Source organism: Providencia sp. PROV073 (genome assembly GCF_033688125.1).
Classification (GTDB): domain Bacteria; phylum Pseudomonadota; class Gammaproteobacteria; order Enterobacterales; family Enterobacteriaceae; genus Providencia; species Providencia hangzhouensis.
Window position 1 is genome coordinate 2,959,544 of record NZ_CP096353.1, and the last position, 23,944, is coordinate 2,983,487.

19 protein-coding genes are annotated in these 23,944 nt (G+C 38.5%); 15 read left to right on the plus strand and 4 right to left on the minus strand.

All coding sequences use genetic code 11. From position 1 onward, the window contains the following. Positions 1 to 15: 15 nt before the first annotated feature. Genes tssC through M1F17_RS13600 form a run of 15 tightly spaced genes read left to right on the plus strand, consistent with a single transcriptional unit; the run spans position 16 to position 20,834 of the window. Entirely contained in the window at positions 16 to 1,494 is a 1,479-nt protein-coding gene (gene tssC / locus M1F17_RS13530; protein ID WP_036957880.1) for a type VI secretion system contractile sheath large subunit, read from the plus strand. 5 nt (positions 1,495 to 1,499) lie between these two features. Beyond that, positions 1,500 to 1,931, plus strand: a complete 432-nt coding sequence (tssE, locus tag M1F17_RS13535; RefSeq protein ID WP_094960750.1) for a type VI secretion system baseplate subunit TssE — start codon at positions 1,500 to 1,502, stop codon at positions 1,929 to 1,931. A gap of 7 nt (positions 1,932 to 1,938) precedes the next feature. Continuing rightward, entirely contained in the window at positions 1,939 to 3,714 is a 1,776-nt protein-coding gene (gene tssF, locus M1F17_RS13540) for a type VI secretion system baseplate subunit TssF (protein WP_318837016.1), read from the plus strand. Continuing rightward, entirely contained in the window at positions 3,678 to 4,715 is a 1,038-nt protein-coding gene (gene tssG, locus M1F17_RS13545) for a type VI secretion system baseplate subunit TssG (RefSeq protein WP_036957881.1), read from the plus strand. Before tssF ends, tssG begins: the two co-directional genes overlap by 37 nt. 5 nt (positions 4,716 to 4,720) lie before the next feature. After that, the gene (gene tagH, locus M1F17_RS13550) at positions 4,721 to 5,986 is read left to right on the plus strand and encodes a type VI secretion system-associated FHA domain protein TagH (protein WP_004908049.1); all 1,266 of its coding nucleotides are present in this window, start codon (positions 4,721 to 4,723) and stop codon (positions 5,984 to 5,986) included. A gap of 1 nt (position 5,987) precedes the next feature. Beyond that, the gene (gene tssJ / locus M1F17_RS13555) at positions 5,988 to 6,539 is read left to right on the plus strand and encodes a type VI secretion system lipoprotein TssJ (RefSeq protein WP_004255999.1); all 552 of its coding nucleotides are present in this window, start codon (positions 5,988 to 5,990) and stop codon (positions 6,537 to 6,539) included. Position 6,540: 1 nt separating this feature from the next. After that, a complete protein-coding gene (gene tssK / locus M1F17_RS13560) occupies positions 6,541 to 7,899 on the plus strand; it encodes a type VI secretion system baseplate subunit TssK (RefSeq protein ID WP_004908045.1) in 1,359 nt (452 codons plus the stop codon). Then, on the plus strand, positions 7,892 to 8,647 hold the full coding sequence (gene icmH / locus M1F17_RS13565) for a type IVB secretion system protein IcmH/DotU (protein ID WP_004256004.1): 756 nt from the start codon (positions 7,892 to 7,894) through the stop codon (positions 8,645 to 8,647). The genes tssK and icmH overlap by 8 nt, the downstream gene beginning before the upstream one ends. 8 nt (positions 8,648 to 8,655) lie before the next feature. Further along, entirely contained in the window at positions 8,656 to 11,277 is a 2,622-nt protein-coding gene (tssH, locus tag M1F17_RS13570) for a type VI secretion system ATPase TssH (RefSeq protein ID WP_112308194.1), read from the plus strand. Continuing rightward, entirely contained in the window at positions 11,274 to 12,062 is a 789-nt protein-coding gene (locus M1F17_RS13575) for a helix-turn-helix domain-containing protein (protein WP_004908041.1), read from the plus strand. The genes tssH and M1F17_RS13575 overlap by 4 nt, the downstream gene beginning before the upstream one ends. 1 nt (position 12,063) lies before the next feature. Further along, the gene (gene vasI / locus M1F17_RS13580) at positions 12,064 to 12,714 is read left to right on the plus strand and encodes a type VI secretion system-associated protein VasI (protein WP_004256010.1); all 651 of its coding nucleotides are present in this window, start codon (positions 12,064 to 12,066) and stop codon (positions 12,712 to 12,714) included. A 5-nt stretch (positions 12,715 to 12,719) separates the two neighbouring features. Continuing rightward, positions 12,720 to 14,168: a type VI secretion system protein TssA gene (tssA, locus tag M1F17_RS13585; RefSeq protein WP_318837017.1), complete on the plus strand. Its 1,449-nt coding sequence runs from the start codon at positions 12,720 to 12,722 to the stop codon at positions 14,166 to 14,168. After that, positions 14,168 to 17,716 (plus strand): type VI secretion system membrane subunit TssM, encoded by a 3,549-nt coding sequence (gene tssM / locus M1F17_RS13590; protein ID WP_004256019.1) that lies wholly within the window; start codon positions 14,168 to 14,170, stop codon positions 17,714 to 17,716. The genes tssA and tssM overlap by 1 nt, the downstream gene beginning before the upstream one ends. 45 nt (positions 17,717 to 17,761) lie before the next feature. After that, positions 17,762 to 19,105, plus strand: coding sequence for a VasL domain-containing protein (locus M1F17_RS13595; protein ID WP_036957892.1), 1,344 nt, complete (start codon positions 17,762 to 17,764; stop codon positions 19,103 to 19,105). After that, on the plus strand, positions 19,098 to 20,834 hold the full coding sequence (locus tag M1F17_RS13600; protein ID WP_112308196.1) for a type VI secretion system baseplate subunit TssF: 1,737 nt from the start codon (positions 19,098 to 19,100) through the stop codon (positions 20,832 to 20,834). The genes M1F17_RS13595 and M1F17_RS13600 overlap by 8 nt, the downstream gene beginning before the upstream one ends. 501 nt (positions 20,835 to 21,335) lie before the next feature. Here M1F17_RS13600 and M1F17_RS13605 read toward each other — a convergent pair. The 4 genes from M1F17_RS13605 to M1F17_RS13620 all read right to left on the minus strand — a co-directional run bounded on the left by M1F17_RS13605 (position 21,336) and on the right by M1F17_RS13620 (position 23,932). Then, positions 21,336 to 21,515, minus strand: coding sequence for a GAD-like domain-containing protein (locus tag M1F17_RS13605; protein WP_144140139.1), 180 nt, complete (start codon positions 21,513 to 21,515; stop codon positions 21,336 to 21,338). Between the two features lie 18 nt (positions 21,516 to 21,533). Further along, a complete protein-coding gene (locus M1F17_RS13610) occupies positions 21,534 to 22,163 on the minus strand; it encodes a GAD-like domain-containing protein (RefSeq protein ID WP_318837018.1) in 630 nt (209 codons plus the stop codon). Between the two features lie 94 nt (positions 22,164 to 22,257). Beyond that, complete coding sequence (locus M1F17_RS13615; protein WP_094960742.1) at positions 22,258 to 22,650, minus strand: thioredoxin family protein; 393 nt, start codon at positions 22,648 to 22,650, stop codon at positions 22,258 to 22,260. Continuing rightward, on the minus strand, positions 22,643 to 23,932 hold the full coding sequence (locus M1F17_RS13620; protein ID WP_094960770.1) for a hypothetical protein: 1,290 nt from the start codon (positions 23,930 to 23,932) through the stop codon (positions 22,643 to 22,645). The genes M1F17_RS13615 and M1F17_RS13620 overlap by 8 nt, the downstream gene beginning before the upstream one ends. Between the last annotated feature and the right edge of the window lie 12 nt (positions 23,933 to 23,944).

The window sequence follows — 23,944 nt, forward strand, 5'->3', positions numbered from 1 at the left end:
ATAGAGGATTATTTCATGTCACTAAATACAGAAGCTCTAGGTCAACAAGCCCCAGCATCTAACGGCTCTCTTTTAGATGAAATCATGGCTCAGTCACGTATGTCACCTGAGACTGAAGCGTATGATATTGCAAAGCAAGGCGTTGCAGCTTTCATTAGTAATCTTTTCGCAAATGAATCAGAAGACCAACAAATCAATAGATTATTAATTGATAAAATGCTGGTTGAGCTTGATAACAAACTAAGCGCCCAAGTTGATGAAATTATTCACGCGCCTAAATTTCAAGAAATTGAAGCATCATGGCGCTCCCTGAAATTACTCGTTGACCGTACTGATTTTAGAGAAAATATCAAAATCAATATTCTTCATGCAACAAAAGAAGAGTTATTAGAAGATTTTGAATTTTCTCCTGAAATTGTTCAGTCTGGTTTTTATCAGCACGTTTATTCTTCAGGTTATGGACAATTTGGCGGCGAGCCAGTTGCAGCAATTGTTGGGAACTATGCATTTAACAACACAGCGCCTGATATGAAGTTAATGCAATATGTCAGCACTGTCGGAGCGATGGCACATGCGCCATTCTTATCATCTGTTTCCCCTAATTTCTTCGGCATTAATAGTTATGCTGAATTACCTGCGATTAAAGATCTTAAATCTGTCTTCGAAGGCCCTGCACATACGAAGTGGCGCTCTCTGAGAGAAGCAGAGGATTCGCGTTACTTAGGATTAACGGCACCACGTTTCTTATTACGCTTACCATACTCCCCAACAGAAAACCCAGTGAAAATGTTTAACTATTCCGAAAATGTTAAACAAGACCATGAGCACTATTTATGGGGTAATACCGCATTCTTACTCGCAAGCTGTATCAATGATAGTTTTGCACAATACCGTTGGTGCCCAAATATTATTGGCCCACAAAGTGGCGGTACCGTCAATGACCTCCCTGTACACATGTTCGAAGCGATGGGTGAATTACAAACTAAAATACCAACCGAAGTTTTAGTTACTGATCGTAGAGAATTTGAACTGGCAGAAGAAGGCTTTATTACCCTAACAATGCGTAAAGGTAGTGATAACGCGGCATTCTTCTCTGCAAACTCAGTTCAAAAAGCCAAAACCTTCCCAAATACCCCAGAGGGTAAAATGGCAGAAACTAACTATAAGTTAGGAACACAACTGCCATACATGTTTATTATCAACCGATTAGCTCATTACATTAAAGTGCTACAACGTGAGCAAATTGGCTCTTGGAAAGAGCGCCAAGACCTTGAGCGTGAACTGAATATCTGGCTTAAACAATATGTTGCGGACCAAGAAAACCCGCCAGCAGATGTTCGTAGTAAACGCCCTCTTCGTTCAGCTGAAATTAAAGTGCTTGATGTTGAAGGTGATCCAGGTTGGTATCAAGTCGCAATTCAAGTTCGTCCACACTTCAAATATATGGGCGCAAACTTTGAATTATCACTTGTTGGTCGCCTTGATAAAGAGTAACAGTGATGTCATTCAATCATGGCTGGTCCCCTAACAGCGGAGCCAGCTTATTCGATCGAATTAAGAGGAAAAATGCGAGTTTTTCCTCTCGTTCACGCACAAATACACTCATTGAATCAATTAAACAAAATTTAAATTATGTCCTGAATAGTCGGCCGAATGGTTGCCAAGGCTCACCATGTCTAGGGATACCTGATTTAAATGATGCGACTCAATCTGCGGTTGATTTTAAAACCGAATTAGAGAATAGCATTGCAAGTTGTATCCTCACTTATGAACCTAGGATCACAAGTGTTGATGTGCAATTCATTGAAAATGATGCAGATAGTTTATCTTTACAATTCAGTATTAATGCTTGTATTGACTTAGATAATCAACAGCAACTCATTGAGTTTAATATGTATTTGGATAGTAATCGTAGATATCAGTTAAAGTAGCACTCTTATGTCATCAAAAAACTATTTTACGAATGAATCAGAATACTTAAAGGATTTGGCAGAACAAGTTGCGCAAGAAAAACCGCAGCTTGTTAATCTGTTATCCAATAAAATTCAAGATCCTGATAGTGCCCGTATTATCGACGGATTATCATATTTATCGGGTAATTTACGGCAGCAAATCGATAGGCAATTCCCTGAATTAACCAATAGCTTAGCAAATATGCTATGGCCAAATTACGCACGTCCTGTGCCTAGTATGACAATTGTTGAATACCAGCCTAATTATTCTGAATGCCACCACGCGATAAAAATTTCAGCAGGCCAACTCTTTAATGCAACACCTATTTATGTACAAAATGAAAATACCAACCAAGAAACTTTATTTCAATGTCGATTTAACCAAAGTCGTGATCTCTGGTTAATACCAGCGAAAATTACGCAAACTTTACAAAGAACAACCGCCATTGAAATAACATTTGAATTGGATGGAATACAACCTCTCGCAAACATTGGTTTAAATAAATTATGTTTTTATTTAAATGGTTCTCCATTTACAACAAATCAGCTTTATTTTTTATTAAGTCAGCATATACAGAATGCCTCACTAGTCACAGATGAGCATGTATTGCCACTTAACCAGTTTGCAGTGAAACCTGTCGGTTTTCAAAAACAGGATGCATTACTCCCTTACCCAAAAAATAGTTATGATGGCTACCGCATCTTACAAGAGTTTTTCTGTTTTCCTGAAGCCTTTCTATTTTTGGATATTCAAGGAATGGATGACATTCCCTTAGCTATCCAAACCAAGCAATTCAAACTTGTTATTAATTTTGATAAAGAAATCCCCGATGGGGTTATTCTTCATAACGATAGTATTAAACTGAATTGCACTCCCATAGTGAATTTATTCCGTGCTGACAGTGAAGCAATCAATCTCACAGGAAAAGATGAGGAATATGTATTAAGCCCTAATTACCAATACGCCCACTGTTTTGATATTTTTTCCGTTAATGAAGTTTATGGATTACGCTATCCATCTGAAGCTAAAGCTTACCCGGTCACCTATACCGCATTTGAAAGTTTTTATCATCAAAACCATCACGAGCAAAATGATGGATATTATCGTTTAAAAATAACTCAAAAAGAGCGTACCTATGGTTACGCCCATCGGCTTTCTTTTGTTCGTCAACACGAACACCAATTACAACAATGCGAAGAAACGGTTTCGATTTCGCTCAATTGTACTAATCGCTATATCGCATCCCAGTTATCTACACGCTCAATTGATTTAGACCGTTCATTTATGCCTTATGGGCCTTTATCAGCTAAAAATTTATTCAAACCAACAGTTCCCTTATACCCACTGCTCGATAAAACGTTGTATTGGTCAGAACTAACTAATTTATCCCTAAATTATCAATCTTTACTGAACCTAGATTCATTAAAAAAAATATTACAACTTTATGATTTACCTTCAGTTTATGACAAGCAGACCGCAAGGCAATCCCAAAAGCGTTTAGATGCATTAGTTGATTTACATTCAGAGCATATCGAACGTATCTACAAAGGGCTGCCAGTTCGTGGTTTAAAAACAACCTTGGTAGTACGTCAGAACGCTTTTCTTTCTGAGGGAAGCTTGTTCTTGTTTTGCACTGTTATTGCTCAATTTTTTACCTTGTATACCAGCATTAATATGTTCCATGAGTTAGAGGTTCTTAACCTTGATAATAAGGAAATTTATCAGTGGCCAGCACAAATCAACCAGCACATACTGAAATAATCGATCGCTGGCTGGAACAAGCTGGCCCATCGGTTACAGAGTATAATTTTTATCAACTTGTTGAATTATTAAATAAAATGATTCATCAAAACATGGATATCACTCGTGATAGTAGCGATATTATTCGCTTTAAATCACACTCTAATGTTGCGTTCCCAACGAGAGATGTCGTGTCTTTTGAAAAAAATGCCACTCATCAATATGAGCTAGAAGTTGCTTTTCTCGGGCTACAAGGAAGCCAGTCACCACTTCCTGGTTATTACCTTGATGAATTTGCTTGGGAAGATGCACAGCAAATACCAGGGATTTCTGATTTTTTAAATATCTTTAATCATCGATTGCTCTCATTGCTCTATCGTATCTGGCGAAAATATCGCTACTACATCTGTTTTGAGAATGAAGGCCAAGATTCCTTCTCCCAATATATGTTTTCTCTTGTTGGTTTAGGAAATGGAGTTAATCGCGGACGGATTAAAATCAATCACAGCAAAATGCTCGCTTATGCAGGGCTTTTAGCGAGTCCGAGCCGTTCAGCAGATGTCATTAGCAGTCTAATATCCCATTGTTTTGACTTAGAAAATGTATCGGTTATTGGTTGGGAAACGCGCCGTGTTCCTATCCCAGAATCACAACAAAATAAGTTAGGTATTATTTCTCATCAACCCGGACAAAAATCTCGCCCTCGAATGTTATTAGGTGAAAATTTTAGTCTTGGATCTCACATACATGATTGCAACGGAAAATGCACTATAGAAATTAGTGAGTTAACTATAGAGCGTTATATGCGTTTTTTACCTAACGGTAGTGATTTCGCTCCTCTCGTCGCCTTCGTTTCTTACATTTTTCATGAGCAATTAGCTTGGGATTTACGTCTTAGTATTGCCGAAGATCAAGCTGAAGGTTTCTGTTTAGGTAAAAAAAATCATAACCAATTAGGTTGGCAAAGCTTTTTAGGGAAACCGGCTAAAAAGCCAAGTGTCACCATTACGGTATTGGAATAAAAGACATGGATAAACATCAGCCAACAATTTCATTTAGCATAACGAATAGTGAACAACTAGAAAGTGGTTACCTACCGAGTGCAACATTGACCCAACATGGCGGCCTAATTGGTAGTGGCAATCAATGTGACTGGAAAATTCAAGACGGTGATGGTGCTATCTCTGCCAGCCAGTTTACTGTTTTCTGGAAAGATCAGCATTTTTGCTTAAAAGTAAACTCAGGCTCTGTTTACATTAATCACGCGATTATACCGTTACATCTTGATGCGGTGAAGCTTGCCCAAGGAGATCAAATTAGAGTGGGCAAACTGGTTATTACAACCAATATTAGTTTAACTGGGCAGCCTGTACAAAATATGATGGCAGCGACACCGCAATCTATTGTTGCAAAAGATCATAATCCTTTAGATTCATTATTTGATATTGATACGGTAAATAATGAAAACAAAGAGTCCCCATTTGTTCCAACTGTTCAAGGTGCTCTCACTACAGATCCCTTACAAGCGCTAGAAAATGAAAATCTCAGTTTAATTTCTAAGAGTCAATCCGTCGTCTCAGAACCTTCTTTATTGAGTGACCCACTCTCTTATTCACCTGCCCTTGCGATATCAGATAATCAAGAGAATACCATGGTACAAGAATTTATTGATTTACCCAAAATTACACCTTTCGAAGATGAACACATGACCGATATTGATCATGTTGCAATTAACCCTCTCATGAATGGTTTAGGTATCCATCTTAATTTAGCGAGCTCTCAACAAGCTAATGACTTTCTCATAGAACTCGGTAAAACAATGAAAGCTGCTGTTGAAGGTTTACTCGCTTTGCAGCAACAGCAGGAGAGTTTACAGGATAAGCAACTTCGCCCTATTGAAGATAACCCGCTACGTCTAAACAGTAGTTATGAAGATACGATGAAATTGATGTTTACAGATGAACGTAGCCCTGTTCACCTTTCAGCACCTTCCGCCGTCACTGAAAGTCTGCACAATATGCAGTTACATTACCATGCAAATCAAGAAGCGATATCGACAGCTTTAGCAACAATGCTTGCGGCTTTTTCTCCAGAACATTTATTAAACCGTTTTTCCCAATACCGACGTGCTTCAGATAACACGCCAATGACTGATGGCTGGGCATGGGAAATGTACAGTAACTATTACAAAGAGCTTTCTTCATCGCGGCAGCAGGGTTTTGAAAAATTATTCTATGAAGTTTATTCCCATGCTTATGACCGAGCATTAAGAAAAGGCCTAGAGGAAGCTTAAAATGCAGCTTAGAACTTTCTCAGTGTTACTGTTATTTGCCTCATTTTTCATTTTGAGTGGGTGCAGTAAAACGTTACAGACAGCGTCAAAAGTGGGGCAAATTCTATTGGACCCGTCGATTCCCGTTGGCTATCCAAAAGATCAGCCATCCACGGTTGCTTTAACCATCCTCGCTGAACCCTATATTAACCCTAATCAGGAAGGTGAAGCTGCACCGATAAATATCCAAATTGTTTATCTTAATGAAGATTCTTTATTTGGCTCTTTAGATCATGACCAGATAGAAGCTAAAGATGGGGACTTAGAGAAAGTTCTGAAGAAAAATTATATAGACCACCAAGATTACACTATCTTGCCGGGCCAATATAAGCCCTTCCCGACGATGACACTACAGGCATCTAATCGTTATATCGGCATTATTGCCTATTATTCAGACCCTGATAATGCGGAATGGAAAAAAATAGTTAAAGCCCGAGGAAAAGGACGACACTACTTTATTTTAGCTCACATTAGAGAAAACGAAATCGAATTTAGACAAGAAGAGGATGATTAATATGTCGACTAAAAATAGAGTAATTTGGCGTGAAGGGCTATTTATCAAACCTCAACATTTTCAGCAACAGCAACGTCATCAAGATTACGTTACTGAAAGTATTTTAAAGAGCTTTATCTCTCATTTTTGGGGATTCAGTACGTTATCGTTAAGTAACGATTTATATTCGTTAGGTCGTATTGGTATTCAAGAAGCTTCTGGCGTTATGCCAGACGGCACAATTTTCTCTATTCCAAACCAAGATTTATCACCACAACCAATTGATATAAAAAACATTACTGATAGTGATAGTAATGTCATCTACCTTGCCTTTCCTTTAGCTAATGGGAACGTTGGTGAAATCTCAAATGAGCATAATGGGAGCCGTTTACTTTCACGTTATAGTGAAAGTACAGAAAATGTTCGTGATTTACATACTGAAAATGGTGATTTAAGTACTATCCACGTTGCACGATTAAACCCTATCCTCAAGCAAGGTAAAAGTGGCTTAGACGCTTACGTGGCATTGCCCATATGCCGTATTAGAGAACGTAATGCCAACGGAAGCTTAACGCTTGATAACGATTATATTCCAAGCCTCCTGAATATTCGGGCATCGCTATTACTCAATGAATTTCTTACTGAGATTGAAGGCACTTTGTATGAACGAGGTAAACAAATAGCCTCCCGAATTGGTGCCCCTGGCCAGCAAGGTGTTGCGGATGTCGCTGAATTTATGATGCTACAAGTACTCAACCGTACCTATCCACTTTATTCACATTATGCGCAAGAGCCAGTCATTCACCCTGAAAAGCTTTTTCGGGATTTATTGGAACTTTGTGGCGAGCTGCAAACATTCACGAATTCGTCTCGCTTACCCGATACCATTGCAAAATATAAGCACTTTGATTTAACAGATAGTTTTCTCCCATTAATAAAAAGTATCCGTGAAGCATTAAGTGTTGTCTTGACGCCGCGTGCAATTCCTATTCCGTTACAAATCCAAGAACACGGTATTCGAGTGGCGACTATTCATGACAAACAACTGCTCCAAAAAGCGGAATTTATTATTGCAGTTAAGTCACAGATGCCACAGGAACAACTACGCCGGCAGTTCCCACAGCAAACTAAAGTGACCACGGTAAATAATATTCGTAGCTTGGTCAGTGTTCAAATACCGGGAGTCCCTTTATCCCCTCTTTCAACTGCTCCACGGCAATTACCTTATCATTCTGGGTATAACTACTTCCATTTTGATCAACAAGGTAATGAATGGAAGGGGATCCAGCAGGATGGCAATATCGCCTTCCACGTTTCTGGCAATTTCCCTGATTTAGATATTCAGTTATGGGCAATAAGAGATGGAGCACTCTATGACTGATAATATTTTGCTTAATCACGATGTTGATAGCGGTATTTCACAGAAGAATTACCAAATCCCACTTAGGGGTAACAACATTAACCCAATGATCGATGCTGCAACGCCACTTTTAGGTATGGTTTTACGAATGAAAGCGATGTCTGAAACGCCACTTTCAGAGAAACTTTACCAGCAAGTGGTCATGGACATCACGTCTATTGAACAGCAACTGCAAATACAAGGTTACGAGCCTGGGGCCATTGTTTCGTTTCGTTATGTCTTGTGCACTTTCATTGATGAAACAGCGCTTGGATTGGGCTGGGATCAAGAAAATGGCTGGGTAAAACAGTCATTACTTGTCCACTTTCATAATGAGTCATGGGGTGGCGAAAAGGTCTTTATCTTAATTGAAAGATTATTAGGTGAGCCCAAACGTTACCTCGACCTCATTGAGTTTATCTACCTTTGTCTCTGTCTTGGATACCGAGGTCGTTACAAAGTATCTGCGGGGCAAAATGATGAATTCAACCATTTGCTTAGACGCTTACAAAAACAAATACAACAACTTAAAGGCGATGCAAAACCGATTATCCTGTTTGAAAAAGGGGATAACAAGCAGAGCCGCTACCGTTTAGGTAAGCGGTTAGGCGTACGTTACATCATCATTGGTGCGGCAATATTAGCATTTATTATTTATCAGATTTACTCATCCCAACTGAATTACCAAACACTCAGAATTGTGGAACAACTTAATACTTTACTCGGCTAGGACGCATTATGATCCAAATTGATCTCTCAACACTTGTTAACCGATTACACCCGATTGCTAAGCATGCGTTAGAAAGCGCAGCAGCCTACTGTGTAAGCCATCAACAACCTGAAATTACGATTGCTCAGTTTCTTCAGAAACTCATTGAAACGCCATTAACTGACATTCGCCTAATCAGCCAGAAGAGCACTTTGGATATTAATAAGCTGTCAGAATTATTAGATATTCAAATTCCACCTCATCAAGCCATTACACAGAGCTATCCGAGCTTCTCTCCTTTATTGGTAGAGTGGATGAAAGACAGCTGGTTACTTGCATCGACAGAATTCAACCACAGTGAACTTCGCTCAGGTGTTCTCTTTCTCACATTATTACAAATGCCGTTACGTTACCTCCCAAAACCGGTTGCAGACATGCTTTCGCAAGTTAATCGAGAGCAATTAAAACTCAGTTTTGATAAGTGGACAGAAGGGTCTGCTGAATCGCCTTTTGACGAACAAGCACCTCAAAATAACGGCAAAATCGCGTCGGACTCATTGTTAGCAAAATTTACGCAAAACATGACCGAACAAGCTCGAAATAATGAGCTCGACCCTGTTTTATGTCGCGATCATGAAATCGACCTTATGATTGATATCCTTTGCCGCCGTCGGAAAAATAACCCTGTCGTCGTTGGGGAACCAGGCGTTGGGAAAAGCGCGCTTATTGAAGGCCTCGCATTGCGTATTATCGCCGGTGAAATCCCTGAAAAATTAAGAGGATGTGAACTTCTAACCTTAGATTTAGGTGCATTGCAAGCCGGTGCAGCGGTTAAAGGTGAATTTGAGAAACGCTTTAAAGGCATCATGCAAGAAGTTTCTCAATCTCCTCACCCCATAATTCTATTCATTGATGAAGCGCACACATTGATTGGTGCAGGTAATCAACAGGGTGGCCTAGATGTTTCCAATTTATTGAAACCTGCATTAGCGCGCGGTGAATTGAGAACAATCGCCGCAACCACCTGGAGCGAGTATAAAAAATACTTCGAAAAAGATGCTGCGCTAGCCCGCCGTTTTCAGTTAGTTCAAGTTAAAGAGCCCACATCTGCGGACGCAATTATCATTATGCGTGGTTTACGCGCTATTTATGAAAAAGCACACAATGTTTTTATCGATGATGAAGCACTTCGAGCCAGTGCTGAACTCAGTGAACGTTATATTTCAGGACGTCAATTACCTGATAAAGCCATTGACGTATTAGACACCGCATGTGCAAGGGCAGCGATCAATTTATCTTCGCCGCCAAAAATGCTCTCTTCATTAAAAACAGATCTCCAGCAAATAGAGATGGAGACAGCGATATTAAAAAGAGAACATCATCTTGGCTTGGATAATCACTCAGAACGCCTTGAGGAATTAGCATCAAAAGCAAATGAGATTGAGCAAAAAGCGTCCGATATACAACAAGCATGGGAACAACAACAAGCGCTTGTTTCGCAAATTATTACTTTGCGCTCAACGTTATTAGACGATGAGAATACTGAGCCCCAATCTGAAGAAACTTGCCAAGTTGATGAGCTGAAACAGGAATTGCAAACATTAGACCAGCAACTTGCTCAACTACATGAAACACATTTGCTTGTTTCGCCACACGTCGATAAAAAACAAATTGCAGCCGTTATCGCAGAATGGACAGGCGTACCATTAAACCGATTATCGCAAGATGCTTTATCTATTGTTACAGACCTTCCCAGCTATTTAGAAGAAAGCATTAAAGGGCAATCATTAGCAATACAGTGCTTACATAAACATTTGTTAACGGCACGCGCTGATTTACGCCGCCCAGGTCGCCCTCTTGGTGCATTTTTATTGGCAGGGCCAAGTGGTGTCGGTAAAACAGAAACCGTGATCCAAATTGCACAATTAATGTTTGGTGGAACTCAATACCTAACGACTATTAATATGTCTGAGTTTCAAGAAAAGCATACGGTATCTCGTCTCATCGGTTCGCCACCAGGTTATGTCGGCTATGGTGAGGGGGGGATATTAACAGAAGCTATTCGTCAGAAGCCTTATTCTGTTGTACTACTTGATGAAGTCGAAAAAGCCCATCCAGACGTTCTAAATTTGTTCTATCAAGCATTTGATAAAGGCGAGATAGCCGATGGTGAAGGACGAGTCATTGATTGTAAAAATATCGCATTCTTCCTAACGTCTAATTTAGGTGACCATGTGATTACCGCGTATGCGGACAAGCCTGATGAGCTGCAAGATGCACTTTATCCTGAGCTCACCACATTTTTTAAACCCGCCCTACTGGCCCGCATGGAAATTGTTCCTTATTTACCTCTTTCGGCTGATATTTTACGGCAAATTGTTGATAGTAAGCTGACGCGTCTTATGATCTTATTGAAACAACGTTTTAATGCAAAAATCCAGTTAGAAGATAGCGTCCCTAATGAAATTTTACGTCGAGCTTCTCGCGCTGAAAATGGTGCTCGTATCTTAGAATCAATTATTGACGGTGCCTTATTACCGCCTCTTTCTTTGTTGCTCCTTCAATTCAGTGCCCGTAATGAAACCATCTCCCATATTCGTTTAACAACGGAAAATGATGAATTTATTGCGGAGGTTAACAAAGAAAAATGAAAGCAAGACTAAAAAATGCACTTGCTCTTCTTGAGTGCCATGACGTAGAAGCGCTAGCCGTTCAATTTTTGACATATAGTTTTTCGCGTAGCGTATTCAGCGGGCTAATTATTTCATTGGTCAATAAAACCGAAAATAGATTAGAAAGCTGGAACATTGACCACTCACTCCAAGTTCAAAGCCATTTTTTAGACACTGATATTACTGATGCCGATCACCCTTTAATTCAACTTGTATTAAAGGGTGAACCCACATTTTGGAAGAATTTACAGCAAGGTAGCTACATTAATAACGCGTCATTACGTGATTTTATTTCGCAGCTTCCTGTTAATACTGGGCTGTATAGCTTACCACTGCATGATCTGAACCATAAACCATGCGGTGCCATTATTCTTTTAGGGCAGGCCAAAGAGTTAGAAAATTTCGAGCAAGGCATTTTCCCTATTTATTGCGAGCTCTTTCATCAGCAATTAAAACGCATTCTTGAATTGGCAAATACGCAACAAAAAATTTCGCACTTGCAATATCTCAATCAGTTGCAGAAAGAAAAGGAAGTAAGCCTCAATGAGGCCTTAAACATATTAACGGCATCAATCACAAGTATGGAACCAATAACAAATAACCCAAAAGATATTAATGATTTAGAGGCTGCTGTAGAGAGCTATGAAAAAGAAATTTTATTAAACAAGCGGCGTGAGCTAAAGGGAGATATCAACGCAATGGCAGAACACCTCAACATATCTAAGCGTGCGCTGATATATAAATTGAAGAAGTACGGAGTATAAAATGAAAATACTGAAACTCTTTTTTTGCTCTTTGATGCTAGTTTTCTTCGCTTTGTCTGGAAAAGCTGAAAGCAATATTAGCCAGAAGATCGCAGAAGAACTCACCCAGTGTCGTCTAGAATCTTCTCAGCTTATTCGCTTAGATTGCTATGACAAAATAGCGCTGTCCTCGACGCCTGCAGCAAATACTTCACCTAATATTGCTCAAATGGGGAAAACTTGGCGCCAAGCTTATGAACACGAAATGAAACGTGTCGAAAATAGTGCGGGTTTCTTAGTCTCAGTACCTGAAAATGGTGATTACCCCGTCATTATGACTATCCCTGCCATTGGTTTTCAACCTCCGCGCCCTGTTCTCATGTTGAGCTGCATCGACAACATTACCCGTATGCAAATTATTTTACCCAATAAACAAGATGCAGGCAGTGTCATGGTCTCGACTGATAGAACGCAATTCACTGCAGAATGGTTTTTACGCGAAAATGGCTATGTATTGGAATCAAGCCGTGGTTTACCTGGCATAGATGAAATCAAGCGTTTATTAAATGGCGAAAAATTGACTTTAAAATTAACTAATAACGAAAAACTAACGTTCAATATTTCAGGGATGTCCCAAGAAATTAAACCATTAAGAGCCGCTTGCCACTGGTAAAAATAATGACAAACAATACCCCTTATTCTTGGAAAGAACAGTTACTTGCCCATCTTGATGAACAGCTGGTGTGTAGTGCTGTGAACGATAGTGACCCCGACTGGGAGTATATCGATAGTGAAATGATAAAATTCGGCTCTCTCAGTCACAGCCAATTAGATGTTAAAGAAATTCAACGTCGGTGTTTGCGGTTGCTTGAAACACAGACAAAGGATTTCCGCTTAATCGTTCACTTATTACGTACCTTACAGCATGCAGGTGAACCTAAAGAATTAGTTTTAGCAGCGCAGATCCTTTCTGATTTTACGCGCCAATATTGGCATGTCTGCTATCCAACGAATATTAAGCTCAAGTTACGCTTAGCGAACCAAATTATAAAACGCTTCGAATCAGTAAACGATATTTTTTGCCGTTCTGCTAATAGCAAAATGCGTGATGATATCCTGGGATCTTTTGCCTATTTAGCGCAATTTTGGCATGAACAGAGCCCTGAACTTTCTGAACAAATTGATGCATTGAGTCGAGGTTATCAGCGAATTGAAGAAAGCGAACAGCCCATAGTGTTAGCTTCAGCACCAAAAGAAGCCGCAATGCCTATTACTGAAACTGTACAACCACCAGCAAATAGCTTTGTCATGCCAGCAATCAATATAAATCAGCATGACGAAAGACAATGGAAGCAAACGCTACTCCAAGTTTCAGAAGTTATTTGTTTACAAATGCCTGAAAGTTCAGTTGGTTATCGCTTACGACGTTATGCTATCTGGCATTCCATTACAATGTTGCCCCAAGCCGATCGTCAAGGTAAAACCCCCTTAGCGCCGGTTTCGATGGATCGCATAATGGATTACAAAGCCCAACTTTCTCAACCATCAAACTCCCTATTAAATAATATAGAGCAAAGCTTATCACTATCGCCTTATTGGCTAGAAGGCCACATGCTCGCAGCACAAGCAGCAGCTAAACTGGGTTATTCAGAAGTCGCGAATGGTATCGCAGAAGAGTTACGTCTTTTTTTAGCTCGCCTTCCAAACCTCGTCAATTTGCATTTTTCTGATATGAGCCCTTTCGTCCCCGACAACGTGAAAGAATGGTTAGAAGATTGTCGCCAAACAGAGAGTGGCCAATTATCTCATTCAAATACCACATTATTACAGCAAGACGTTTTACTGTGCTATGAACAACAAGGGCTTGAAGCCGCATTGAAGCTCATTGAATCAAGCCTTGTAACTGCAATAGAGCCTAGAGATAAATTTTATGGGCAATTATTGTCAGCGCAACTATTCGAGCTCTCAGGAATGGGCTATATGGCGGCCCACTTATATCAGCAACTTTATACCGCTACTTTACACTTTTCACTCGAGGATTGGGAACCCAGCCTCGTAAGACAACTCGTTCAAAAAACAGACAAAATACCAGAAACAACAATGACTATGGATAGGGATCTACAATAATGAAATTACCGTTTTTCTCCATTTCAAACATAACCAATTCGGTAAAAAAACTGTTTTTTGCTGATAGGCCCAAAATTGCCTCCTTTTTCCTATTTTTATTAGCGTTACTCCCTGCGCTCGTCATTGTGTGGATTTGGTGGTGGGGGCCGACATTCACTTATCAAGACTCAATGCCATTTAGTACACTCACCTCACGCTGGCTTGCTACGCTAATTATTATTTTGCTTGTCGTCAGTTGGATAGGTTTAGTTACATGGCGTCGAGTAAAAAAACTTGAAGCGTTAAAACTCGATGTTGAGTTAACCGTTGTTGACCCCGTTAGGCAGGATATTGACTTCCAAAATCGTTATTTAGACTATTGGAAATCTCAATTTACTCGTCACCTAAATGGCCATTCTAAGGCTGTTTATTTGCGCCCTTGGTATTTTGTTTTAGGTGCAAACCAAAGCGGAAAACATAGCTTATTGAAAAATACGCTGAATCCATTGGATATCGCGCCAAGTGACAATATCGTTAATGAACAAAAGCTGCCTTTAAATATTGAGTGCTTGTTGACGGATAGTGCCGTTCTTTTTGTTCCTAACGGCAAGCTATTGACTCAACCAAATGAACATAATGAGAAACCTCAACTCTATCATCGGTTGTGGGAAGAGTTACTTAATTGGATAAAGACTAATCGCTCAAGACAACCCATGAACGGGATTATTTTAACGGTAGATACCTTATCCCTACTCACCAATACGAAAGAGCAAAATAGCCAATTGATTGCCGACCTGCAAATGCGTATTGAAGAAATTAGAATGACTTTTAATAGTCAACTACCATTATATATCGTATTAACGAAGCTCGATTTATTACGTGGTTTCGATTCAATGTACCAGTCATTGGATGCGCAACAACGTAACCAAGTATTGGGTGTTTCTTTCGACCTTAAATCTCAAAAAGATTGGAAGACGGGTTTAACGCACTTCTGGTTACAGTGGGTTAACCAAATGAATAGCGCACTACCTGAAATGATGCTACAACGAGCGGAAGGTAATCAACGTAGTGATTTATTCAGCTTTGTACGTCAAATAGAAGGGTTACAGAGCCACGTTATAACATTAATTAATGCACTGTTGATTAATAACGAACAACATAACATTTGTTTAAGGGGTGTTTATCTCACCTCTGCATTACAGATTGGCCAAATAGACGATGTCTTTAGCCAAACGGCATCCGTGCAATACCATTTACCGACAGCCCCACTAACAACTTGGCCAATCAATGATAGCCACCCTTACTTTACACATAATTTATTTGACCAAGTCCTTTTCAGTGAGCCCAATTTAGCAGCTGAAAATCAATATTGGGTCAAAAAACACCGTTCTCGTCTCTTAGTCACAACACTGGCCAGTTTTGCCGGTTTAATTGCGCTTTGGAGTGGTTGGAATCACTATTATGATAAAAACTACCGCGCCGGTGAGAGTGTGCTTAATGAGGTTAAAGCCTTTAGAACGATAGATAATAACGTCCAAAAAGATACTGATGGTAGCTTACAACTTCCCGTCCTCAACCCATTGCGTGAAGCGACACTTGCCTATGGGAACCACCGCGATAAAAATGCGCTGTTTTCTGATATGGGGCTGTATCAAGGCCAAAAAGTCGGCCCACAAGTTGAGCAAGTTTATCTGCAATTACTGACCGAACGTTTCTTACCCGCAATTATGTCAGGGCTTTTAATTGAACTTAATAATGCAGATAAGGGCAGTGAAGATAAACTCGAAATTTTACGCATTATGCGCATGTTAGAAGATAAAACAGGGCGCAATAATGGCATGGTTGAAGACTTTATGGCGAATTATTGGAGCCATCTCTTCACTGGGCAACGTGAAAAACAAATGCTATTAAAAGCACACTTACGTTATGCGCTTGAACACACGGATTGGAAAGCGGAACGAGACAACGGTCTGATGACTGCGATTAAGGCCTTCACGCCTTTTGCGACCCCCATTAAAAATGCCCAGAAAGAACTCAGTGTGTTATCGCTTTATCAACGTGTGTACCAGGCATTACGGCTAAAAGCCAACCAAGAACTTTCAGCGCCTTTAAATTTGCAATATCAGATAGGCCCAAGTTTTAATACTGTTTTTACCGCTATTGATGAGGATAAATTAGAAATCCCACAGTTTTTAACACGTTCAGGATTATTAAACTATTTTATTCGCCAAAATGACAAATTAGTTGAACTCACGTTGCTTGATGCTTGGGTGCTCAATCTCACATCAAATACCCAATATAGTGAGAATGACCGTAAAGAAATTCAACGTCAAATCAGTGAGCAATATATCAGTGATTATATCGCTCAATGGCGTAACGGAATGAGTAATTTAGAAATTCGTGAATTTGACTCAATCCAAGATGAAATCATCGCTCTTGAACAAATCATCAGCGGAGAACAGCCTTTACGTCGTGCCTTACAAGTTTTGCGTGATAATACGGTTATTCCATCCATTGATGAAAATTTACCTATTGAGAAACAAAAAGCCTTGATGGCAGAACCTTCTTACCGTTTATTAACACGTTTAGATAGAGAATTCACACCCCAAACAGAAATACTGGTCAGTAATCAAGGAGAAAACTTACAGAATCTCAATCAAAAATTGAATGATTTGCATCGATATTTGTTGGGAATACAAAACTCTCCAGTACCGGGCAAAGCGGCACTTAAAGCAGTTTCCATGCGACTCAATGATAATAATAAAGATGCCATATTTGAACTATCACAAATGGCTAAAACATTGCCTGAACCGCTCAATCGTTGGGTAGATGAACTTGCAGAACAAGCCTGGAATGTTGTCCAGAAAGAAGCTATTCGACATATGGAAGTTGAATGGAATGAAAATGTTGTAAAACAATATAATACCTATATTGCTGGTCGCTATCCGTTTAATCCAAACTCAAAACAAGATGTTCCATTAAGTGAGTTCGAACGCTTCTTTAAACCTAATGGCACACTCGATAGCTTCTATCAACAGAACTTACGTTTATTTGTTGAAAATAACTTAGTCGATAATAGGGATAGTCAATCACTGATCCGCTCTGATGTTTTAGCGCAAATTGAAACTGCAAATCGCATAAGAGAAACCTTCTTTAATGCACAAGGTAATTTAGAAGCACAATTTGCAGTTGAACCCCTTTCATTAAGTGGCAATAAACGCCGTAGTATCTTAAATCTTGACGGTCAGCTTATTGATTATGCCCATAGCCGCAGCCATGTCACGCATCTCGTTTGGCCAAACTCGATGCGTTCAAATATTGAAAGTAAACTGACTCTAGTTCCGCTTTCCGGCGATAAATCGCCTCGTTCAATTAGTTTCTCAGGACCGTGGGCACAAATGCGCTTAGTCGACAGTGCGAAGTTAATGAATATCAAATCCAATTCATTCGATATTCGTTTCACGATTGATAGCGGAGATATGACTTATCGAGTACTCGTTGATGAGTCTAATAATCCTTTCTTCGGAGGATTATTCACAAAGTTCCGTTTACCTGAAACCCTTTACTAATGTGATTGCCTCCACTTTATGTGGGGGCATAGGATATTCAACGAGATGAAATCAGAACATTTAGTCATTAAAATCGGGAGCTCCCCTTTAGATACTCCTGAATTTATTGCTCTTAAAACAGAATTTAACAAGTTAAGTCATCCTGCACGTCCGGAGGTCAGTTGGACGCTTATTGAATCACTTTGTTTGTCTCTTTTTAAAAATCATGGTATTGACCTACAAAGCGGTGCTTATTACACAATTGCACGACTACAACGCCATGGACTCAGTGGCTTTACTGAAGGCTGCGAATTATTAGCGAGTGTTATTGTTACTCATTGGGATGCGTTATGGCCTGAAAAACCGAATCAACGAACAGAAGCACTCAACTGGTTTAATACAAAGGCTAGCGCCCTGCTACGCCAGCAAACCTATGAAACAAAAGACCTCCGTTTGGTTTACCGCTCAGAACGCGCGCTACAATTAATCATTGATAAACTGGCTAAAACAACGTGGGAAAAACTGCCTAAAATTGAAAACTTGTTATGGTTCTTTCAAAATCTAGCCAAACAACTTGAAAAACAGGAAGAATATGCAAAACAAAATACATCCGAATCTGTCACGCTCCCGCCTTTAGTGTATATACAACAACCTGCTAAACAGGTAGAGCAACCATCACCAACATTTATTTTTGAACCCCCAGAGCCCGCATCAACATTAACAGTAACAACTAAAAAAATGAGCGCTACCCGTGGTTTTATATGGGGTTGTGTGCTCAGTAGTGCACTCTTTTTAGTCAGTGGATTTAGCGCCTATGTTTATTTTAAACATGAGATGGAGGCTATAACGTCCATTCCTGAAGGTGCTGTTGCCAAATGGTTATTTAAACCCGAAATAAATACCTATGAATATCATTTAGCTTTGCTCGAAAAGCGTTCCCCTCTCGCTAACTTGAAACTGATCGAGAACATGCAAGAAAAAGCAAAATCTTATTGGCCTGCGGATGCTGATCAGGCTTACTTCAGCCGAAATTGGCAAAACCAATATGAGGCGCGTTTAGAAAATATGCCTATTAATGATAGTTGGTCTGAAACAGCAATGTTGTTGCAGCAACTTTCAAATAAAATTATTCAACAAGAAAAAAACCGAGGTAGTTTTACATTATCCTATTTAAAAACTGCCATCTATGACATTCAAAAGCAGCACAATAAAGTGGAGCCTATTGAAGAAAAGCTCCGTCAATTATCGCTACAAATTAAAAATGGGCAACCGGTTCCCCCTGCCACACTCATCAATATTGATAATAAAATTAATGGATTATTAGCTCGTTACTATGAATTACAAAAACAAGCAGAGCAAAAAGGTTTAAAACCCAGCTCATATTCATCTTTTGGATTAAGTCATGAGTGAAATAAAATATATTAAAGAAAAGCAATACTTACAAAAGCTATACAGTGAATATGCAGATAAAAAGCCACATTTAGCTGATGTATTAGATCCTCAAGATCCGCAGACAAGCTACCTATTAGAAGGGTTTGCTTTTTTATCTGCGCGTTTACAGGATAAAATTGACGATGCATTTCCTGAAATTACATTGCCCCTACTGCAACGACTAGACTCCCAAGCTATAAAAGGGCTTCCAGCAACGACTATTGTACAAATTGACCAAAGTGAATTGCTTTCTTTTCCAGTAGAGATAAATAAAGACCATCTTGTCTTAGGTAATAATGGGGCTCGCTTTAGTTTTTGTCATGAATTCGTCGTAGCACCCTATAGCCTTCTCGCTAGAAAAGTGATTCAGCACCCAAATCGTTCTTGTATTTCACTTGAATTACAGTATCGAGGTGAAACTAAATTTCATTCAACAAGTTCACTTGATGTTTTTTTAGGAGCCAATAAAAAAACATCAGAAACCTTACTACTCGCATTTAGCCAGTATTTTGAAAAAATTGAAGTCGTCCATAATCATATTCGCTATGAGGGAGATCCACTTAACTACGCTTTCGAGCCAAAAATCGGAAAACCCTATAAAATTTTCCCACAAGAAAATGCATCACTCAGTGCTCCACAGCAATTATTGGAAGGCCTTTATTTACCTCATGTTCATCATTTTGTTGAGCTCAATATTCCCCAAGTTGTCACTGAGTTAGATTGGGAGCAAGAAAGGCGTTTTACAGTTAACATCTATTTCAATCAACAGCTTCCTTTGACACAAGAGGAATGTGAAAATAGCTTTTATTTAAACTGTGCTCCGGCAATGGATACCGAAGCACAACACACCTTGCTAATTGATTTTAAAGAAAATAAATCAAGTTATTTGCTTCCTATCCCTAGCCATCACTACTTGGCTGACCTCTTTGAAATTCAACTTTCACTTGAGCCACATGAACAAGAGAGAGGCATATATTGTCATTTTTATCCTACGACAGAATTGACGGCATCTTCACGCCTTATGCCTCAATACCATAAAACCCTTTTTTACTCCTTAACGATGGAGAAAAATATCACGGGGCATACCCTTTATTATTTAAACTTTTTTGATAATAAAGGCGCCCCTATGGTAACACCACCCAGCTTACATTTTTCATGTGTTTATATAGGCTTTGAACGTAACCAAAAAAACGAAATTGGCTTATTAAACCAACACAGTGAAAAAATGCCTGACGGAATTAAAACAGGAAATATCACATTATTATCACCTTGCTATCCTCCCATCGTTAATAACCACCATTTTTGGCAATTACTATCCCATTACAGTGCTAATGCCTCAATGCTAATGTCATTAGAAAGCGTAAAACACTTAATTGCTGATTATATTCTCTATCGAGATACTGATAGGCAAGTGACACGAAGATGTGAGCGATTATTATCTGGGCTCATTGAGCTGAAAACACATTTATATGACCATATCTTAAAAGGTAAACCCTACCGGTGCTTATCTTTATCTCTACTACTTGATAACGCTCAATATGAAAGCGAAGGTGAAGCCTTTGTATTTACCACTCACCTCTATCACTTTTTCCCATTTTGCCTATCCGCGAATATGTTATTAGAGATGTCGGTGACACTGAATAACGAGAAAAAAACAAGGTGGCATTTATCCCCATCCCCCCTAAAAGGACATAAGTCGATGATTTAACTATCTCTTAATGAGTAACTAATTAAAGTATCCCAAAGACTACCTCAATATAGTAAAGGGGAGCATAAAAAGTGTGGCGCAAAAACGCTTCAATTGCATCCCCACCCCATGAACCTATGAGGCAGCGTTGCCTGCTTTTAAAGTTTCAAGGTTGCAGTGACTCGCTGTTGTAACGGGCGAATAATCCTATCTCTGTTTAATGGCTAGAATTCATAAAACCCATCTCACTGCGGCGAAGGTATTCTTGCCCAAACTCATTGTTCAGCTCGCAATCACAAGAACTCAGTCTATTATTTAATTTATATTATTTCAGTAAATATATCATAGAAAATAAGAATGATATTTTAGATAAACTTGATTACAGGTGTAATTATTTTCCTTAATTCTAATAAATAATCAATAGCATTTACTTTGTTAGATGCATTAAAATTTAATGTTTCTAGTTTTTGGATAATGGGATCAAAGCAATAAATTTCATTTTCATTTAATCCCCCATATTTTTCAACTAAAGAAAGAAAAAAGACCATATTGATAACGACTCCAGCCTTCATTTACCCAACAATTAAGTAAGTTATCGGGTAAAATAGTTTTCCATCTCACAATATATTCAGGTGAAACATAACGAGAAGTTGTTGCTTCACCAAGACTATCGATTATTGATGCGAAGTAAAGATCTCTCATTATATTTTCTCTTTGAATCTAAATATTAATTTCATTAATTTCTGGTTCAGCCAATTGGGCTAAAATAGACAAATGAATACGTGCATCGACTTTTTGTATGTATTTAATATCAAGTTCCCCACCTAAAATAATCGCAGGTTCAAAACCAAATATTTCATTATCACCAAGAGGCCCAAATTTTTTTACCGCTTTTTCAAATAGGCCTTTTTTGTTATAGTCATCAATTTCAGATAAAACAAATAGTGACTCTATTGTGTTATTTTTAAATTTCTCCGTATTGATATTATTGATCGTTTTTTTCTGCACAAAAATCGTATTATAAATTGAACTTATATCTATACAATGACCTGTTCTTTCACCGCATAAATAGATATTCCCAAATCCATTAATGGCAATCGCATGAAAACTATCAATTTCCTCTAAATAGGTGTTTTCCAACCACTCATCGACAATATCCTCATAGTCATCAGGATCTACAATTGTAAATAATCCATTATAATAACTACTCCATCCTTCATTGTACCAATAAGTCAAAAGTAATTCAGGTAACTTTCCTCGCCACTTATCGATTTCTTCCTCAGAAACAAAACGAGATATAGTGGCTTCTCCAAATTTTTCAACAAATAATTCAAAAGCTTCATCGCGCATCTTATTTTCCTTTTCCTCGGCAGACTTCTAATTCTATCGTTACTTTTATTAAATTGTTTGATTTACAGTAAGGCAAGGTATCCTGATAACCATATTAATACGGTGTTCTCTGTTGGAAATCAGGTGCACTTAAATACTCTCTTACGCCAGGATCAAACTCAACATCCATCACTTTATCTGAGTTTAAGATACTTATGATGGCGTCTAGTCCTGGCCTAATGGGACCTAAAAAATGAATATTTTGTTTCTTTTGTATCAGTACCACCGGAATTACATCTAGATCAATTTCACTCACTAATTCAGGATATTCATCGATATCAATCCAAATAAAACAATCATCAACAAATCTTTCAGACAAAAGTGTGAAAGTGTCTTTCCATGATTCACAATTATGGCACCAAGAAGCACAAAAGCTTATCACCAGTTTTTTTCCAAAGGCTGATTGATAACGAATATTATCTTTATTTAAATCTGGATAATTAATCACCTCTACTCCTTATATTTATTCGATTAAAGTAACAAATATTATTGTATTTAATTTTATTACTCAGATGAAATAAGTGCCAATTTGCTATATGTCTTTCAAGCTGACAACCATTTTGAATAACCGCCTCACAATGAGAAATAGAAATAGTTTTACCTAAAAGTACTTTCCCTTTAAAATTCAGTGATAGTACTGTCCTTTTTACTGCTTCTTGATTAACTTGATTAACACTTGATGAAAGAAAACGAACTCGGCTATCAACCGCTAATTCGGCCTGTTCTACAGAGGCAAATGTCAATTCAGGTGAATTCACATCAATGCCTGTAATCAAACAAATACCTTTAAATGCTAAGCGCGATAATTCAGGGACATCAAGATAACCAATAAGATTTTGAAGATAAGCGGTATTACCGGAATTAGCATAATAAACAATCTTTAAGTAATCAGGCAGTAATTGTATTTGTTCTGATAATACAACTCCATCAAGCATAGAAGATGTATAACCCATCAATCTAGCGATATTCTCTATTATTTGTGAATGAATTAAACCTTTACTTCCTTTTAAGCTATTTTCATTTAAATACAACTGAATGAGTTGAATTAATGCGGAATAAATACGATTATAGTCATCTGAAAGCCAACTAATTGCCTCTATAGCGGCATATTTTATTGTAAGGTCTGTTTCATGATTAAAGAACTGCCATAGGTCTTCAGATACGCTATTTAGTCCCATATTTTTCGTATAGTCACATAGCGCTATTTTGACCTCTTTTGATGGGGAACTTAAATACTGTAAAAACGTTTCGTATTGAATAACCTCAGCATCATATGCTTTTATTTTCAATAGCGCGATATAAAACATAAATAAATCAATATCTTTAAGTATTGCTAATTGCGCATTTCTAGATGTGATTTCCACCCGAACTAGAGCATCTATAGCACCAATAAATGCATCAAAGCCTAATGTTTTTATCGTTCGCCAAAAATTATCAACGTCTTTCTCATTATCTAACTCATTAAAAAGCGAAGCATAAATAAAGGCATCCTCATAACCTTTCCAACGTTTTAATGCGGACAATGCTTCATGTAAACCAAGCTGCCCGGCATGATATAAACCGTCAAGGTTCGCGTTTAATAGTGCATTAAAGTGATTAAATCGCTCTACATTAATTAATGAAGAATAACGGCTTTCATGTAGCGTTTTATAATAAAACGTCGCATTATTCAGATGCTGCCGAATAATCGGAGTTGGATTTAGAAAATCAATAGAGATTACTGTTGACATATTTTTATCTAC